Genomic DNA, 17,422 nt, shown 5'->3' on the forward strand with positions numbered 1-17,422 from the left:
TGGATCTTCGCCTCCACCCACAGCCGAACACGTAAGGAGCGCCCCCGCGCATGCACGACTACCTCGCCCGGGAGCTGACCGCGCGGGTTCCCGCCACAGGCATTGACCCGGGCGGGCTCGTCCACGCCCTGGCATACGTGCCCCGCACCGCCGCGGCCGGGCGGGTGCAAGCCCCACTGGTGGTGTGCTGCCACGGGCTCGGGGAGTCCGGGTTGCGCGTGGCGCAGATCGCCCAGCGCCTGGCCGCCGCGGGCGCCGTCGCCATTGCTCCCAGTTTCCGCGGGGGAGGGGCCCCGACGGCGGGCCCCACCACCGCCATGACCGTCGCCACCGAGCTCGCAGACCTGGAAGCCGTGTTGGAGGCCGCCCGCACCTGGCCCTTCGTCGACGCCGCCCGCACCGCCCTGTTCGGCCGTAGCCAGGGCGGGCTGGTGGCGATGCTTGCGGCCGCCCAACACCCGGCACAGATCGCCGCACTGGCTCTGTGGTACCCGGCGCTTGCGGCCCCCGCCTCGGTGCGACGCCGCTTCGGGAGACTCGCCGCGGTGCCGGAGACCTTCACCTCCCGCGTCGACGGTCGCGACATCATCCTCGGACGCGACTTCGCCCGCGACCTGTGGAACCGGGACGTGGAGGCCGCCATGCGCAGCTACCGCTCCCCGGTGCTGCTGGTGCACGGCGATGCGGACGACGACGTACCGCTCGCCGTTTCCCAGGTGGCCACCCGCACCCTCCCTGACGCCCGCCTGGAGCGCATCCCGGGCGCGGGGCACGGCTTCGGGGACGCGAACTACGAGACGGCGGTGGGGCGGACCGTGGACTTCCTGGCCTGGGTTGGGGTTCTGGAGGACTGAAGCGGATGTCGCCGGCCGGTGCGCGCGGGGCGGTGTTGGCCAGGATACACGGCTGTGGGCTGTGCCCTTGCCTCGAATGCCTCGAATCGACATAATCGCCCGGGTGACTACCACCCCGCCGTCTCCGCCGCTCGACGCCGTCAATCTGGCCCGTATCGACCGCCTCGCCGAGGCGCTGACCGGCGCGGACGCCGTCCTCGTCGGCGCCGGCGCCGGGCTGTCGGTCGCCGACGGCGACGCGCACGCGGGCCCGGCGTTCGAGGCGCGCTTCGCCGACTTCCACGCCGCCCGCTGCATCACCGACGCCTACTCCGGCGGCTTCTACCCCTTCCCCACGCCGGAGGAGAAGTGGGCCTTCTGGGCGCGCAACATCCTCCTCCAGCGCTACGAGTCCGGGCCCGGCGCCGTCTACCGCGACCTGCACGCCCTGATGGACGGGCGCGACTTCTTCGTCCTGACCACCAACGTCGACCACCGCTTCCAGAACTCCGGTTTCCCCAAGAACCGACTGTTCTACACGCAGGGCGACTACGGCCTGTTCCAGTGCTCCGCGCCCTGCAGCCAGGACACCTATGACAACCACGACGCCGTAGTCGCCATGGACGCCGCCGAGCGGGCCGGAGCCGCCCTCGGCACCCCGATGCGCGTGCCCACACACCTGCTGCCCACCTGCCCGCGGTGCGGGGAGCCCTTGACCACCAACCTGCGCGCGGACGACACCTTCGTGCAGGACGCCGGCTGGTACGCCGCCGCCGAGCGCTACGTAGCCTGGGCCGGCGCGCACCGGACCGGGCGTGTGCTCCACCTCGAGCTCGGCGTGGGCATGAACACGCCCGGCATCATCAAGTACCCCTTCTGGCGGCGCGTGCACGCCAACCCCGAGGCCACCTATGCGGCGCTGTCGCTGGAGCCGGGCACGCCCCGCGAGACCGCCGACCGCTCCATCCTCATCGACGCCGACCTGGGCGCCGCCCTGTCCGCCCTGCGCGAGCGGCTGGGCTGAGTTCGGGGCTGCACGCCATATCTGCCGACCTCGGTACGTAAGATCTACCGACCTCGGTACGTAAGATCTACCGACCTCGGCGGGGGTGGCGGGGGCTTGTTGGAACTCCCAGGAAGAGGACATAGGCTTCTGTGCTCAACCCCCGCTCCGGAGAGCCCATGCTTGAGCTGCACGAGATAACCAAGTCCTACCGCACCGCCTCCTTCAACCAGACCGCCTTGGACAACGTCAGCGTGTCGTTCCGGGACAATGAGTTCGTTGCCGTGCTCGGCCAATCCGGCAGCGGCAAGACCACCATGCTCAACGTCATCGGCGGTCTGGATCACTTCGACTCCGGTGACCTGGTCATTGACGGCATCTCCACCAAGCACTACCGCAACCGCGACTGGGACGCCTACCGCAACAACCGCATCGGCTTCGTCTTCCAGTCCTACAACCTCATCCCGCACCAGAGCGTACTGGCGAACGTCGAGCTCGCCCTTACCCTGACCGGCGTCTCCCGCGGGGAGCGGCGTCGGCGCGCCCTGAAGGCCCTGGAAGAAGTGGGCCTGGCCGACCACGTCCACAAGCGGCCCAGTCAGCTCTCCGGCGGCCAGATGCAACGTGTGGCCATCGCCCGCGCGCTGATCAACGACCCCGAGATCCTGCTGGCCGACGAGCCCACCGGCGCCTTGGATTCGACCACCTCCATTCAGGTGATGGACCTGCTGCGAGAAGTGGCCGCCGACCGGCTGGTCATCATGGTCACGCACAACCCCGAGCTCGCCCACGAGTACGCCACCCGCATCGTCGAACTCGCCGACGGTCGCGTCACCTCCGACACCGCCCCCTACAACCCGACGGCCGATGACGCCCGTGAGGCCCGGCCGCCGCGGCGCACCCGCATGGGCCCGCTGACCGCCCTGTCGCTGTCCTTCAGCAATCTGATGACCAAGAAGGGCCGCACCCTGATGACCTCCTTCGCGGGGTCCATCGGCATCATCGGCATCGCCCTGATCCTCGCGCTCGCCAATGGGGTAAACGCCTATATCGCCCGCACCGAGGAACAGACCCTGTCCTCCTACCCCCTCCAGATCGAGCGGCTCGGCATGGACTACACCGCCATGATCGCGCGGGCCACCGATGCTGCCAGTCAAGACGACCTGCCCGACGGCGTCGTCGGCGAACGCGGCGACGTGCGCGACATGTTCGGCTCGGCCAACAACAACGACCTGGCTGCGCTCAAGGCGTACTTCGACGCCGACGGCGGCGGCATAGGCGAGCAGGTCAACGCCATCGAGTACCTATACGACGTCACTCCGCAGCTGTATCTGCCGGTCGCCGAGGCGTCTTCTGCCATGCCCACGCAGGTCAACCCCGACTCGGCCTTCACCTCCTTCGGTGCCATGAGCGCCACCATGCAGATGACCGTCTTCCGGCAGCTGGCTGCCGACACGGACCTGTACGTCAGCCAGTACGACGTCGCCGCCGGCCGTTGGCCCACCGCTTACAACGAGCTGGTGCTAGTGCTGCCGGAGGACGGCCGGATGATCGATATGGCCGCGTACGCGCTCGGCCTGCGTGATCACAACGAACTGGAACGACTGGTGCAGACCTATGTGGGAAATACCCCGGGAGCGGCAGCAGGAGTCCCCAGCGCCGCGTCCGCAGCCACGGCCACGGCCGGCGCCACGCCCTCCGGAGCGGTTACCGACTCCGGCGAGCGCACCTACGCTTACAACGATCTGATCGGCCGCACCCTGAGCCTGGTGCCCGCCCACCGGCGCTACACTCATGACGCCGACTACGGCGTGTGGACCGACAAGTCCGCCGATGCGGCATACATGTCGCAGCTGGTGGCCGAGGGTGAGACCATGAGCGTGGTGGGCGTGGTGCGCGCGAACAGTTCCCAGACGGCGCTCACGCCGGGCCTCTACTACACCCCGGCACTGACCGAGCACCTGGTCGAACAGGCGGCCGAGTCTGAGATCGTCAAGGCTCAGTTGGCCGCTCCGGAGGTGAATGTCTTCACCGGAAAGACCTTCGCCGAGGAGGCCGATGCCACCGGCGAATCAGAATTCGATCTGGCGAGCATGTTCACCATTGACGAGGTCAGGTTGCGGGCCGCCTTCCAAATCGACCCCAGTGCCCTGGACATCTCCGGCATGGACCTGTCCGGCATTGATCTATCCGGCCTGGACACCACTCAACTGGACTTCTCGGGCCTGGACCTGTCCGGCCTGGCGGGTTCCCAACCCGAAATAGACCTTTCCGGACTGGACCTGTCCTCCCTCAGTCTGACCGACCTCGAACAGCAGTTCCCACAGCTGGCCGACGTCGACTACGTGACTCTGATCACTAAAGCGTTGTCGGATGGCGTCATCAAGGAGGGCGCCGACGCGCAGGTCTCCACCATGATGACCGGGCTCATCGCCGACTTCACCAACTACTACGCGCAGCACGCCGCTGGCCAGAACGTCGACGACCCCGCCGATGACCCAGACCTGGGCACGCTGGTGACCGACTACCTGTCCCAGAATGAGGTGCAGCGCACCATTGCGCAGACACTCGGCTCCGACCAGGTCATCGACTCCGCCAAGCTGACTCAGAACCTCACCTCCGCTCTGGGTGCCGACCCCGCCATCGCCGACATCTCCGACGCGGTGCGTGACCGGCTGGTGGCTCAGATCGGCGCCCAGGTGGCCGCAACGGCTTCCGGGTCCATCGCCGATGCGCTCTCCGGCGCGGTGCAGCGCACCTTGGCCGCCGCCATGGCCCAGATGATGACCACCATTCAGACACAGATCACCTCGCAGATCCAGACCGCCACCACCCAGTTGGCCACCAACCTGGCCGACGCCGTCAGCGTGGACCCCGACGCCTTCGCCCAGGCCTTCCAGCTGGACATGACCCCGGAGGAACTCAGCCAGCTACTCGCCACCCTGGTGTCCACCGAGACGGTCACCTACGAGTCGAACCTGTCCAAACTGGGTTGGGCGGATCTGGGCAACCCCAGCGAGATCGACATCTACCCCAAGGACTTCGCCGCCAAGGACGCCGTCAAGCAGATCCTGGAGGACTACAACGCCGAGCAGACGGCCACCGGAGCAGCCGACAAGGTCATCACCTACACCGATGTGGTCGGTGTGCTGATGAGTTCGGTCACCCGGATCGTCAACATCATCTCCTGGATGCTGATCGCCTTCGTGTCCATCTCCCTGGTGGTCTCCAGCATCATGATCGCCATCATCACCTATATCTCCGTGCTGGAACGCCGCAAGGAGATCGGCATCCTGCGTGCCGTGGGCGCCTCCAAGGCGGATATCCGGCACGTGTTCAACGCCGAGACCATCATTGAGGGTCTGCTCGCCGGGCTCATGGGTGTGGGCATCACCCTGCTGCTGACTCTGCCCGTGAACGCCTTCGTCCACGGCCGCTTCGGTGTGGAGTCCGTTGCCCAGCTGCCGGTGATGGCCGGCATCATCCTGGTGCTCATCTCCGTGGCACTGACCGTAATAGCCGGACTGCTGCCGTCGGGCAAGGCGGCCCGGGAGGACCCGGTGGAGGCGCTGCGCTCTGAGTGAAGCCCACCGTGGGTCGGGCCGACGGCGGCCGGTTCGTCCCTCCGGTAGGCTGCCCCTGTGAGTGACAGCACGACCTTAGGCTCCGGTGGACGCGCTAACCCGATCCTGCTGCAGGGATTCGCCTGGGACATGGCCGCCGACTCCAGCCACTGGCGCTTCCTCGCAGACAACGCCGCCCTCATCGCCGACTCCGGTGTCACCACTATCTGGCTGCCGCCCGCCTACAAGGGGCAGGCCGGCGTCAAGGACGTCGGCTACGGTGTCTACGACACCTACGACCTGGGCGAGTTCGACCAGAAGGGCACGGTGCCCACCAAGTACGGCACCAAGGATGAGTACGTCGCCGCCGTCGCCGCGCTGCGTTCGGCCGGCATGACGGTGTTGGCGGACATCGTGCTGAACCACCGCATGGGGGCCGACGCCACCGAGCAGGTGCGTGCGGTCGAGGTCGACGGCGCCGACCGCCGCAAACCCATCGCGGAACCGGACACCATCACCGCCTGGACGCACTTCACTTTCCCCGGACGGGGTGGCACCTACTCCGACTTCACCTGGGACCACACCTGCTTCCTGGGCACCGACTGGGACGAGCAGGAACGCCGCAACGGCGTGTGGCTGTTCGAGGGAAAGGAATGGAACGAGGACGTCACCGACGAACTCGGCAACTTCGACTACCTCATGGGCGCCGACGTCGACCTCAACAACCCAGCAGTCTCCGACGAACTGATCCGCTGGGGACGCTGGTACCTGCAGACCACCGGTGTGGACGGCGTACGCCTGGACGCCCTGAAACACATGAGCCGGGAGTTCTACCGCCGCTGGCTGCCCGCCCTGCGTGAGGCGACTGGCCGGGACGTCCCCGCCGTCGGCGAGTTCTGGTCCCGTGACGCCGCCGAACTGAAGGAGTACCTGGGCGAGGAGCCGATCATGAGCATGTTCGACACCCCGCTTCACTACCGTCTCTACCACGCCTCCTTCAAAGACCGTTTCGACCTGTCGAAGATCTTCGAACACACCCTGGTGGAGGCCGACCCCGACCACGCCGTCACCTTCGTGGAGAACCACGACACCCAGCCCGGCCAGTCCCTGCAGTCCTTCGTCGAGCCCGGGTTCAAGCCTGCCGCCTACGCATTGATTCTGCTGCGTCAGCAAGGCACGCCCTGCGTGTTCTGGGGAGACCTGTTCGGCACTCCCGAGACCGGCGACATCTCCGCCTGCGTCGAACTGCCCCTGCTTATGAGGCTGCGCCGCAGCCTCGCCTACGGGCCGCAGCACGACGTCTTCAACGCCGCCGACCTGGTCGGCTTCACCCGGGAGGGCGAGGACGCCCACCCCGGATCCGGTCTTGCCGTCGTCCTGTCCACCGGAGTGTCCGCTACCAAGCGCCTGTACGTGGGCGCCCGCCACGCGGGGGAAAGGTGGATCTGCGCCATCGGCGGGCACGGAGCCATCACCATTGGTGGCGATGGCAGCGCAGAATTCGCCGTCAGTGAGACCGGCCTGTCCGTCTATGTGCCCGCCTCGGCCCGACCGATCATCGACCGCGGCATGACCCGCCTGGTACGCGTACGCTGAGGGATGACCACCAAGGAGGAACCATGCCCACGCCGGATAAGCTCGCCACCGATAAGAAAGTCGCCGTCCTGATCGCCGAGGGCCTGGAGGAGGTGGAGGCGCTCGCCGTCGTCGACGTGCTTTTCCGAGCCGGTGTGCGCGCCGACCTGATAGCCGTCGGGGACTCGCTCACCGTCAACTCCTCACACAAGGTGGTGCTCACCTGCGAGGCGCTGCTGGGCGATGTGGAGCTGGCCGACTACGACCTGGTCTTCCTGCCCGGTGGCATCCCCGGCACCCCCAACCTCAAGGCGGTCCCCGCCGTCACCGACGAGGTTACCGCCCGCATGCAGACGGGACGTCCCGTGGCCGCCATCTGCGCCGCCCCGTCCATCCTCGCCGAACTGGGACTGCTTCAGGGGCGGAATGCCACCGCCAACCCGAACTTCATGGAGGTCCTGGCCGCCCACGGCGCCCGCACTTGTGAGGCGGCGGTCGTCGTCGACGATCAACTGCTGACCAGCCGGGGCATGGGAACGGCGATTGAACTCGGTCTGGAGATCGTGCGCCACTACCTGGGCGAGGCGGCGGCCGAAGCCGTCAAGCTCGGCGTCGTCTACCAGCACTGAGTCGTCTACCAGCACTGACTCACTGGCGACACCGGCGGGGCCTCCGCCTCATCGGCGTCCCCGGGACGACCCGACGCCGAAGCCCATCGCAGACCCGGGAGGGTGGCCCACCCGCCGCCGTCAGATGTAGATGGTCGGGTCGAGCATGAGCTCGGGATCGGTGCGCGGATCGCGGGCGCGGGCCGGTACACCCACCCCCACATGGTCCGCGGGCAGGTTCTTCACCAGGACGGCGTTGGCGCCGATCTTGGCGCCGTCCTCGACGGTAACCGGGCCCAGCACCTTGGCCCCGGCCCCGATCTGGACATTGTTGCCGATGGTGGGGTGCCGCTTGCCGGGGTTCATGGATACCCCGCCGAGGGTGACGCCGTGGAACATGAGTACGTCGTTGCCGACCTCGGCTGTCTCACCGATCACCACCCCCATACCGTGGTCGATGAAGAAGCGCTCACCGATCTTGGCGCCCGGGTGAATCTCGATGCCTGTGGCGGCACGGGCAGTCTGCGACAGGGCGCGTGCGGCGAAGTGATGACCGCGTTCCCACAGCTCGTGGGCGGCACGGTAGGCCCACAGGGCGTGGACGCCCGGGTACAGCAGGGCCACCTCAAGGATTGAACGGGCCGCCGGGTCCCGTCGTCGGGCGGTCGCCAAGTCCTCCTTGGCGAGCTCGATGAACGAGCGGCTTGATTTCTGCATGGTGCTCCTAGGACGAGAGCCTGACGGCAATGCGAATAACGGGCGGGGACATGAGGGTGGAGGACGCCGACAGTGCCGCGAACGGTTCTCGGCCTGCGGTGATCCGTCCGGGTAACGCCGGTGGTGGCAACCCTGTTCCCGGGCTGCCACCACCGACGCCGGACCGTGTCCATTCCGAGCGGAACTGCCCGAAGGCGCGCCGGTGTGCGGTCGTGGACGGCGTGGCCGTCGGTGGACCGCTAGTTCAGATACTCATCGAACAGTGCGGTTGACAGATAACGCTCACCAGTGTCCGGCAGCACCGTGACGATGGTCTTACCGGCGAACTCCGGGCGCTGGGCCACCTGTGAGGCGGCGGCCAGGGCCGCACCGGAGGAGATGCCCACTAGCAGGCCCTCCTCGGTCGCGGCGCGCCGGGCGTAGGACAGGGCCTTGTCCGACTCGATGTGCAACAACTCGTCCCAGATGGACTGGTCCAGCACCTCGGGGATCACATTGGGGCCGATGCCCTGGATCTTGTGGGGGGCGGCCCTGCCCTCACTGAGCAGCGGGGACTCGGTGGGCTCCACGCCGAAGATCTTCACACCGGGAACCTGCTCACGCAGGATCTGTCCCACACCGGTGAGGGTGCCGCCGGTACCGATACCGGCGACGAAGGCGTCGATCTTGCCGTCCGTGGCCTGCAGGATCTCCTGTGCGGTCGTCTCGCGGTGGATCTGCGGGTTGGCAGGATTGGTGAACTGGGAGGCGAGCACGGAGTTGGGGGTAACCGCTTGAATCTCCTCTGCGCGCTTGACCGCGCCTGCAACTCCGCCCTCAGTGGTGAGCACCAGTTCGGCACCGAAGGCGCGCATGATGGCGCGTCGCTCCTTGGACATGGTCTCCGGCATCGTGATGATCACCCGGTAGCCGAGCGCGGCACCGACCATGGCCAGGCCGACGCCAGTGTTGCCGGAGGTCGCCTCAATGATGGCGCCGCCGGGCTTGAGGGCGCCGGAGGCCTCGGCGGCGCGGACGATGGATAGGGCGATGCGGTCCTTGACGCTGCCGGCGGGCTCGAATGCTTCTACCTTGGCCAGAACGGTGGCCGGAGCGCCGTCGGTGACGCGGTTGATGCGGACCAGGGGGGTGGAGCCGACAAGTTCGGTGATATTGGCGGCGTATGCCATCTGCGGATTCCTTAAGTCTTGTGAAACTGGTAGGCAGCTGCGGCGATCCGGCGCGGTGGGGCATGCCTCTCCGCGAACTGAGAGCGCTTGAGTTCTGCTTGAGGGGAGTACTAGCAAGGGTATGAGCGCCGGGCATGCGCGCAACTACGCGCGCACCGTTTCATGGCCAGGCGCTCTATCGACACTGGCAGCAGCAGGAGAGGTTTGCGCACATGACGCCGTTGATCGTCACGGGCCCTCCTCCTCAGGAATTTGTGCTGCTGTTACTTATGAGGAATCGTCGGCACTCAAAGCGAGGGCAAACGTCCTATGGCAAGACAGTAGCTTGGGTGGTGGTGCCGATGTCAACTGGTCCGCATGGTGAGTTGCGCTTCATCAAGCATGTTCTGGGCTGGTCGCGAGCGCGGTCTCGATGACCCGGCTGCCGGCGGGCTCGGCGGCAGCACCGCCCCCGGTCAGTGCCGCCAGCTGTGTGGCCAGTGCCTCGGCGTCGGCGGAGGGTGTTGACAGCGTGAGGACGGCGTGCGTGGCCGCCCACTGTGTCTCCTCCACCCTGATTGCGTCGGGGCCGCCGCGTCCGCGCAACTGTGCCTCCAGGCGGCCGGCCTCGGCCACGGGTACCCGCACTCGCCACAGGTTGCGAGTGTCCAGACGGACCCGGGTTGCTACCCGCAGTGCTCGGGCGGCGGCCTGCGAGTAGGCGCGGGCCAGGCCGCCAGTGCCCAGGAGGGTGCCGCCGAAGTAGCGGGTGACTACCACGGTGGTGTTGGTCAGGCCCGTCCCGCGTAGGACATCCAGTATGGGCCCTCCTGCAGTGCCGGAGGGCTCGCCGTCGTCGCTGGAGCGTTCGATGGGCCGGGCATCGGGCGGTGAGACGGTGAAGGCGCTGCAGTGGTGGCGTGCGTCGGGGTATTGGGAACGAACAGCGGCGATGAAGGTGCGGGCGGCGGCCTCATCGTCCGTGCGTGCGGCCCGTCCCAGGAAGTGGGATCGTTTGATCTCCAGGTCGATTTCGGGTTGCTCGCCGCGGGCCAGCGTAACGGGGGATTCGGGGGCAATGGCGTTGGTGGTGGGGGAGGGCGGCGGCTCGGTCATGCCTTCATGTATAACCTTTCACGTATGGCCCTCGCCTGTGGCGTAGGCATCGGTATGGTGTGGTTATCGGCCGGGACGGGACTGATCTCACATGCCCTGTGGGGTGCCCGGGCTGGAATGGGTTCCGGTCGAACCGCTAAGGTGACCCCTGGTCAACTATCCTTTGGGTCGTCCGTGGCCGGGTGGCCCCACGAGTTTGAGAGGAGCGGGCGCATGGCAGTGCCTAAGCGGAAGATGTCCCGCAGCAACACCCGCAATCGTCGTTCGCAGTGGAAGGCCAAGCTGCCCCAGCTCCAGACGGTTCGTGTCGGGGGTCGTAAGCTCGCGGTGCCCGGGCGGCTGTCGAAGGCTTACCGGACCGGTTTGCTCGAGGACTGAACCCGCGGAACTCTCGGTAATCCGAGGGTGTAGCGGCAGCAGCGACGGACTTCGGGTCCGTCTCATGCGGGTGTAGCTCAATGGTAGAGCCTCTGCCTTCCAAGCAGATGGCGCGGGTTCGATTCCCGTCACCCGCTCGGTGAACGCGCGGCCGCCCCGGCTTCCCGGTGGCGGCCGCAGCTGTTTACGCGGGGTGTGGCGCAGCTTGGTAGCGCGCCTGCTTTGGGTGCAGGAGATCGTGGGTTCAAATCCCGCCACCCCGACGATGAGAAGGTCCATGAGCTTGCTCATGAGACCTTCGAAGAGGAGGGGGTAAGAGGCCGAAGGCCGAATACCCCGACGACGAGGACGCCCGCGAGTTCGCGGGCGTCTACTACGAGCTTCTGCACCCTGGTGTGCGGCAGATTCCCGCACACCAGGGTGCAGAGTGTCGCAACAGGCTTCGCTGATAACTCGCGTGGGGTGGTTGCCCAACTCCGCCGCAGGTTGTTCGGGTTCCGGCTTTGCTAGCTCTTCGGGTGGTTTGGGGGTGTGGTGGTTGTGGTGGGCTGAGGTAGGGCTGTTGTCGATGTCCTGAGGCCTAACAGGGGCCGGGGTGTCTGCTTGGCCGGTTGGGCGTTAACAACGCCACTTAACGTTCTGCTGTATACCTGCGGGGGCCTTCAGCAGACGGTCAACCGGCGTTGTTAACCCCGAAGCGGCGTTGCAGACGGTCCCGTTTCCAGGCACCGGGGCTGCCTGCAGCCAAGTGCAGCCGGGTCCGGCACGGTGAGCCGGCGCGATTGAACCGGCACGGCTCATCGTGTCCCTCACCTCGCAACATGCCGGCCCGTACACCCATGTATCGGAGGAGCTGGTGTGGGTGGGGTGGTGGGGGTTGTTCGAGGACGTGGGTTCGCCGTCGACGACCGCCTGGCCAACGCCGAGAGCGCCTCTACCGGCCCGAAAACGTCCCCGCCCGGCCGAGAACGACCTCGTCAGCCCGAACACGACCCCGCCGGACCGACATCGACCTCATCCGCCCCCGCGCACGACCCCCACACCGCAGCCCGGGCCAAAGCCACCACCTCGCAACCACCACACCCACAAACCGGAAGAGCCGCTTCGCCAGGCGATGGTCTACAGTCGTTTTGCTACATCTGCGCTGTCCGGACCGTTAAGCGTCGTTGCCGCGTCGGGCGCCTTCGGCAGCTTCGAGCTGTTACCGGGCAAGCGGCATCGGCTTGGCCTGGGGCTTACCGCCGTGCCCGTCGTCGCTGGGCTCTTATACGGCCTGGTGAACCGGCACGACCCGACGGCGATGCCATTGGGCGTGTTGTTTGGAAGTCTGGGCAGCTTTGATGCGGCCATCGTTGGCATTTTGCGTGGAGACAAACGCCATGACACGGGCCTGCATAGACTCCGGCGGACTGATATCGGCGTCCTGTTGGCTTATGCGGCCATCGCCATCGCGACCGATCGGCCCCCGAACCTCAGGTCGCCGCGCCGCTGAGTGGCTCCTACGTCGTCGGCTCGTTCACCGCCTCCGCCAGAGCCCGAATCTGTGCTGGGGTGGTGCGGCAGCAACCGCCGACGGCCCGTACACCCTGCGTCTTCCACGTCGGCAGCGCATCCGCCAGCACGTCCTCATTCTCGCCGACCCCGGACCAGGTCTTGGTCTCGGCGTCATACTCCTCACCCGAGTTCGGGTAGACGATCAGCGGCAGACCGGTGAGGGCGGCCAGCCGTTCCAGTGCTGCGGTCGCGATGGCCGGCTGCGTGCAGTTCACGCCGATCAGCCTCACCTGTGGGCAGGCCTGTGCCCAAGCCGCCACCTCCTTAAGCGGTGTGCCGTCACGCAGCGACGCGCCGTCCTCGCGCACCGACAGAGACAACCATGCGGGCATCTCCGGCGCCTCGTCGGCCACCAGCCCCAGCAGCGCGCGGATCTCCGGCCCCTGCGGCATGGTCTCCAGCGCCAGTACATCGACCCCCGCCTCCAGCAGCAGCCGCAGTCGTGGCCGGTGGAAGTCGCGGAACTCCACCTGAGGGAGGCAGTAGGCGCCTGTGTACTCGGAGCCATCGGCCAGGTAGGCGCCGTACGGTCCCACCGACCCCGCCACCAGACCGCGCCGACCGGTGGCCGCCTCGTGTTCGTCGCGGGCCCGGCGCGCCAGATGCACTGCCTCACGCATCAGCTCCGCGGCCTCACTTCGCCCCAGGCCCGCACGCCCATAGGCGTCCAGATTCGCCTGATAGGTGTTGGTGGTGGCCACATCCGCGCCGGCGGCGAAGAAACTGCGGTGCACCGCCAGGATCGCCTCCGGTGCGTCCTGCATCGCCAGGGCGGACCACAGCGGCCCGGAGGTGTCCACACCCAGCTTCTCCAATTCGGTGGCCATCGCACCGTCGAGGACGATCGTCCCCCGCTGTGCCAGTAGGCTCGTCAATGCGTCGCTCATTCGATTCGCTCCCGACCCTGTTCGCGGCCGCCGCACGTCGACGGCATACCCACCCTAACCGGGAAGACCGGACGCATCTTTCCGGACACACTTCCAGGAAGTCCCATGGCACTTGAATCAGACACTGTGGCCGAGCCGTTCGAGTCGGCTGCGCCGTCGCCTGGCCGGCCTCCGGCCCCGCTGCCCGACGCCTCCGCAGACAAGCACGACCGTCTCCAACGCAAGATGAGTTCGCGGCACCTGACGATGATCTCTTTCGGCGGAGTGATCGGCACCGGCCTGTTCGTCTCCTCCGGCTATACCATCAGCCAGGCCGGTCCTCTGGGGACTGTGCTCGCCTACGCCATCGGCGCGCTGCTGGTTTACCTGGTCATGCTGTGCCTGGGGGAGTTGAGCGTGGCCATGCCCTGGACCGGGGCGTTCCACGTGTACGCCAAGGAACTGATCGGGCCCGGCACCGGATTCGTGGTGGCGGTGTTGTATTGGCTGACCTGGACCATCGCCCTGGGCTCGGAGTTCACCGCGGCCGGTGCCATCATGCGTCACTGGTTCCCCGCCACGCCGGTGTGGATGTGGTCGGCGGTCTTCATTGTGGTGGTATTCGTCTCCAATGTGGTCTCGGTGCGGGTCTTCGCCGAGGCGGAGTCCTGGCTGGCCGGGGTGAAGGTCTTCGCCATCATCGCCTTCATCGTGCTGGGCGGTTTGGCCGTGATAGGCGTGATCCCCATGGCCGACGGCTCGTCCGCGCCGGGATTGAGCGGCTTCCTCCGAGACGGCGCCTTCCCCAACGGCTTCGGTGCGGTGCTTACCACCATGCTGACCGTCAACTTCGCCTTCTCCGGCACGGAGCTGATCGGGGTGGCGGCGGGGGAGACGGCCGAGCCCGCCCGCAACATTCCGCGTGCGATCCGTACAACGCTGGTGCGCTTGACCGTTTTCTTCATCGGTTCGATCGTGGTGATGTCCGCGCTGATCCCCTGGCAGGACGCGGGCGTGGAGGACTCGCCCTTCGTTACGGTGCTGGACATGATCGGTGTGCCCCATGCAGGCGACATCATGAACATCGTGGTGGTCACGGCAATACTGTCGGCCGCGAACTCCGGCCTGTTCGCCTCCACCCGCATGCTGTGGTCCCTGGCCAACGAGGGGACGGTGCCGGCGATCGTCGCCCACACCACCATGCGGGGCGTGCCCGTGGTGGCGCTGGCGCTGTCCATGGCGGGCGGACTGCTGGCGCTGCTCAGTTCTGTGGCGGCCCCCGGCACGGTGTATCTGGCCCTGGTGTCCGTTTCGGGCTTGGCGGTGGTGATCGTGTGGATGGCGATTGCGGCCTGCCAGTTCGTTTTCAGACGCCGCTGGCTCGCCTCCGGGCACGCCGCCGCCGAACTCTCCTACCGCACCCCCGGCTACCCGTTGGTCCCGATCGCCGCCTTTATCGGCTCGGCCGCCTCCTGCATCCTGATCGTCTTCGACCCCGGCCAGCGGTCCGCTCTTTACTGGACGGTGCCCTTCGTTGTCCTGTGCTACGCCGGCCATGCACTGGCGTTGCGCCGCGGCTGGGTCAAGGCCTGAGACGGTACCTGTTCGCCTCGCGGCTATCGCGGTCCGCGCCGTAGGCTGCCGTCATGCCCTCTTACCGCTCCCACCTCACGGTTACCGAGTTGCTGCCCGGCAAGGAGCCGCGGGAGGTGGAGGCCGCCGCCCGCACGGCCGTGACCGCGTTGACGACGCTGGAGGCCTTCCAGGTTGACGTTCGGCGGGGTCGGCCGTGCGTCACGGTGCGTTTCACCGGAGTCGATGACTCCGAGGCCCGTGCCGTACACCGCCGTATTCTGGTGGGACTGCACCAGGTCGCGATGGTGGAGGAGCGGGTGCTGGCCAAGGTGGTGGGCGGGCGTAGCTTGCCCATCGCCGCAGCGGATTGACGGCTACAGGCTGGGCAGGGCCGTCGGACCGGCCGTTGCGCGGAGGCTGGAGGTGCAGACAGTCGTAGCCGGTACGGATGCGTGTGTCCCCGGCGACAATCGGTGTTCCGGAGGCCGGGTCGTGGGCGATTGTGAGCATTTACCGCCACATGTGGGTGGAGTCATTTGTCACCCGGAGGCGGCCGTGCCCTAGGATGGCCCGGAATTGACGCCGTACCAGGGCGTCTGCACCGGGGCCCTCGGCCCTGCATGTACCAGCCGCATTGACACATTCGGAGTAGAACCCCGTGAAAAGTACCGTCGAGAACCTTGACCCCGCGCGTATCAAGCTGACCGTGGAGGTCCCCTACGAGGAGCTGAAGTCCAGCCTCGACGCCGCCTACAAGGAGATCGGCTCCCAGGTCCAGATTCCGGGGTTCCGCCGCGGACATGTCCCGCCTCGCATCATTGACCAGCGCGTGGGCCGCGCCTCCGTCATCCAGGAGGCCGTGAACAACGAGCTTCCCGACTTCTACCGCGACGCCCTGACCGAGTCCGGTCGCGTCCCCATGGGCCAGCCGGACATTGAGGTCACCGAACTCGTCAACGTAACCGGCCCTCAGGGTGGTCAGCTGGTCTTCACCGCCGAGGTGACTGTGCGCCCCGAGTTCGAATTGCCTGAACTTGGCGGTTTGGACATCACCGTCGATGCCGTGGAGGTGACTGACGCCGATGTGGACGCGGAGTTGGACAACCTTCGTGCCCGCTTCGGTTCGCTGAAGTCCGTGACGCGCGCCGCCGAGACCGGCGACTTCGTCACCATCGACCTCAAGGCCGTCATCGACGGCGAGGAGGTCGACTCCGTGTCCGGCGTGTCCTATGAGATCGGCAAGGGCAACATGCTCGAGGGTCTGGACGAGGCCCTGACCGGCTTGAAGGCCGAGGAGTCCACGACCTTCACCACCGCGCTCGCCGGCGGCGAGCACGCGGGTGAGGAGGCCGAGGTCACGGTCACCGCCACCGCCGTCAAGGAGCGCGAGCTGCCCGAGGTGGACGATGAGTTCGCTGAGATGGCCTCCGAGTTCGACACCGTGGACGAGCTGCGCGCGGACCTGCACCGCCAGGTGACAGAGCGTAAGACCGGCGACCAGGCGATCGCCGCCCGTGACGCCCTGCTGGAGCGGTTGCGTGAGGCGGTCTCCTTCGATGTGCCCGAGTCCGTGGTCGAGGATGAGATCAAGCGGCACCTTGAGGCTGAGGGCAAGGCTGAGGACGACCCGCACGCCGAGGAGATCCGCGACGACGTAACCGTCAGTGTGCGCGACCAGATCCTCTTGGATGTGCTCGCCGAGTCGCTGGATGTCTCCGTCGCCCAGGACGAGCTGCTGGAGTTCCTGATGCAGACTGCTCAGCAGTACGGCATGGAGCCCGCCCAGTTCATGCAGGGCGCCCAGCAGGCCGGGCAGATCCCCGCCTTTGTCTCCGAGATCGCCCGCAACAAATCCCTAGCCATGGGGTTGCGGCAGGTGACGGTAAAGGACTCCAATGGCCAGGCCGTGGACCTGACCGAGTTCATCGGCTCCGAGGAGCTTGACGCCGAGGCCAGTGCGGCCGCCGTGGCCCAGGCTGATGCCGGTGAGGCAGAGGATGAGGTTGTGATCTCCCCGGACGACACCGATGAGGTGGCCGGTTCCGTTTCCTCGGCGGCTTCCCAGTCCGCGAATAGCGCCGACGACGCCGAGTGACGTCCACCCGTAACGCTCAGTGAGGGGCCCGCGCAGGAAGGCGCGGGCCCCTCGCGCATTACGGGTTCTTCGTGTTTGTGGGTGTGGTGGGGTGGTTGGTGTGCGTGTCTGGAGCGCCGGGTGCGTGCGCCGGACCGCCCTGGGTACGGTTCCAATACCACTGGTGTGCGTTGCCAAGGGCTGCGGTGTGAGGGGCGCGGTGAATCGTACCGGTTCAACCGTGCCGGACCTGGCTGCACTTGGCTGCCGACCACCCAGGTGCCCGGAAGCGGGCCTATCTGCTATGCCACTTCGCGGTCTGCTACACCACTTCGGGGTTAACAGCGCCGGTTAACCGGTTCTTCTGGTTTGAGGGTGTGGCGGTTCGCCGGGTGTGGGTTGTCTGCGCGAA

Annotated in this window: 14 protein-coding genes and 2 tRNA genes; 12 read left to right on the forward strand and 4 right to left on the reverse strand. The window is 67.1% G+C overall.

Translation table 11 applies throughout. From position 1 onward, the window contains the following. The first annotated feature begins 50 nt into the window (after window positions 1-50). From Q4A20_RS06245 to Q4A20_RS06265, 5 genes are all read left to right on the forward strand, one after another. Complete coding sequence (locus Q4A20_RS06245; RefSeq protein ID WP_303121403.1) at window positions 51-854, forward strand: S9 family peptidase; 804 nt, start codon at window positions 51-53, stop codon at window positions 852-854. A gap of 103 nt (window positions 855-957) precedes the next feature. Beyond that, complete coding sequence (locus Q4A20_RS06250; RefSeq protein ID WP_303121405.1) at window positions 958-1,857, forward strand: Sir2 silent information regulator family NAD-dependent deacetylase; 900 nt, start codon at window positions 958-960, stop codon at window positions 1,855-1,857. A gap of 158 nt (window positions 1,858-2,015) precedes the next feature. Beyond that, window positions 2,016-5,420: an ABC transporter ATP-binding protein/permease gene (locus Q4A20_RS06255; RefSeq protein WP_303121407.1), complete on the forward strand. Its 3,405-nt coding sequence runs from the start codon at window positions 2,016-2,018 to the stop codon at window positions 5,418-5,420. Window positions 5,421-5,477: 57 nt separating this feature from the next. Beyond that, window positions 5,478-6,995 carry an alpha-amylase gene (locus Q4A20_RS06260; RefSeq protein ID WP_303121408.1) on the forward strand — a complete coding sequence of 506 codons (1,518 nt, stop codon included), beginning with the start codon at window positions 5,478-5,480 and terminating at the stop codon, window positions 6,993-6,995. A 23-nt stretch (window positions 6,996-7,018) separates the two neighbouring features. Continuing rightward, window positions 7,019-7,603 (forward strand): DJ-1 family glyoxalase III, encoded by a 585-nt coding sequence (locus Q4A20_RS06265; protein WP_303121409.1) that lies wholly within the window; start codon window positions 7,019-7,021, stop codon window positions 7,601-7,603. A gap of 120 nt (window positions 7,604-7,723) precedes the next feature. Here Q4A20_RS06265 and cysE read toward each other — a convergent pair whose 3' ends face one another. The 3 genes from cysE to Q4A20_RS06280 all read right to left on the reverse strand — a co-directional run bounded on the left by cysE (window position 7,724) and on the right by Q4A20_RS06280 (window position 10,563). Further along, window positions 7,724-8,299, reverse strand: coding sequence for a serine O-acetyltransferase (gene cysE / locus Q4A20_RS06270; protein WP_303121410.1), 576 nt, complete (start codon window positions 8,297-8,299; stop codon window positions 7,724-7,726). A 239-nt stretch (window positions 8,300-8,538) separates the two neighbouring features. Then, window positions 8,539-9,468 (reverse strand): cysteine synthase A, encoded by a 930-nt coding sequence (cysK, locus tag Q4A20_RS06275; protein ID WP_303121411.1) that lies wholly within the window; start codon window positions 9,466-9,468, stop codon window positions 8,539-8,541. A gap of 375 nt (window positions 9,469-9,843) precedes the next feature. Beyond that, on the reverse strand, window positions 9,844-10,563 hold the full coding sequence (locus Q4A20_RS06280; RefSeq protein WP_303121412.1) for a YigZ family protein: 720 nt from the start codon (window positions 10,561-10,563) through the stop codon (window positions 9,844-9,846). Window positions 10,564-10,776: 213 nt separating this feature from the next. On the opposite strand from Q4A20_RS06280, the gene rpmF reads away from it, so the two are divergent. The 4 genes from rpmF (at window position 10,777) to Q4A20_RS06300 (ending at window position 12,433) form a co-directional block, all read left to right on the forward strand. Further along, window positions 10,777-10,941, forward strand: a complete 165-nt coding sequence (gene rpmF / locus Q4A20_RS06285; protein ID WP_303121413.1) for a 50S ribosomal protein L32 — start codon at window positions 10,777-10,779, stop codon at window positions 10,939-10,941. A gap of 66 nt (window positions 10,942-11,007) precedes the next feature. Then, window positions 11,008-11,078 (forward strand) — tRNA-Gly (locus tag Q4A20_RS06290). 52 nt (window positions 11,079-11,130) lie between these two features. Next, a tRNA-Pro gene (locus Q4A20_RS06295) sits at window positions 11,131-11,204 on the forward strand. 851 nt (window positions 11,205-12,055) lie between these two features. After that, window positions 12,056-12,433 carry a hypothetical protein gene (locus tag Q4A20_RS06300; protein WP_303121414.1) on the forward strand — a complete coding sequence of 126 codons (378 nt, stop codon included), beginning with the start codon at window positions 12,056-12,058 and terminating at the stop codon, window positions 12,431-12,433. A gap of 7 nt (window positions 12,434-12,440) precedes the next feature. Here the strand turns inward: Q4A20_RS06300 and mmuM are convergent, their stop codons facing one another. Then, window positions 12,441-13,382, reverse strand: a complete 942-nt coding sequence (mmuM, locus tag Q4A20_RS06305; protein ID WP_303121416.1) for a homocysteine S-methyltransferase — start codon at window positions 13,380-13,382, stop codon at window positions 12,441-12,443. Window positions 13,383-13,607: 225 nt separating this feature from the next. Between mmuM and Q4A20_RS06310 the strand changes: the two genes are divergently transcribed. The 3 genes from Q4A20_RS06310 (at window position 13,608) to tig (ending at window position 17,031) form a co-directional block, all read left to right on the forward strand. Next, window positions 13,608-14,954, forward strand: a complete 1,347-nt coding sequence (locus Q4A20_RS06310; RefSeq protein ID WP_303121422.1) for an amino acid permease — start codon at window positions 13,608-13,610, stop codon at window positions 14,952-14,954. Between the two features lie 53 nt (window positions 14,955-15,007). Then, entirely contained in the window at window positions 15,008-15,307 is a 300-nt protein-coding gene (locus Q4A20_RS06315; RefSeq protein ID WP_303121418.1) for an FMN-dependent dehydrogenase, read from the forward strand. A 287-nt stretch (window positions 15,308-15,594) separates the two neighbouring features. Then, window positions 15,595-17,031 carry a trigger factor gene (tig, locus tag Q4A20_RS06320; protein ID WP_303121420.1) on the forward strand — a complete coding sequence of 479 codons (1,437 nt, stop codon included), beginning with the start codon at window positions 15,595-15,597 and terminating at the stop codon, window positions 17,029-17,031. Window positions 17,032-17,422: the final 391 nt, after the last annotated feature.

The sequence above is a fragment of the Actinomyces sp. genome (assembly GCF_030530635.1).
In the GTDB taxonomy this organism is placed as follows: domain Bacteria; phylum Actinomycetota; class Actinomycetes; order Actinomycetales; family Actinomycetaceae; genus Actinomyces.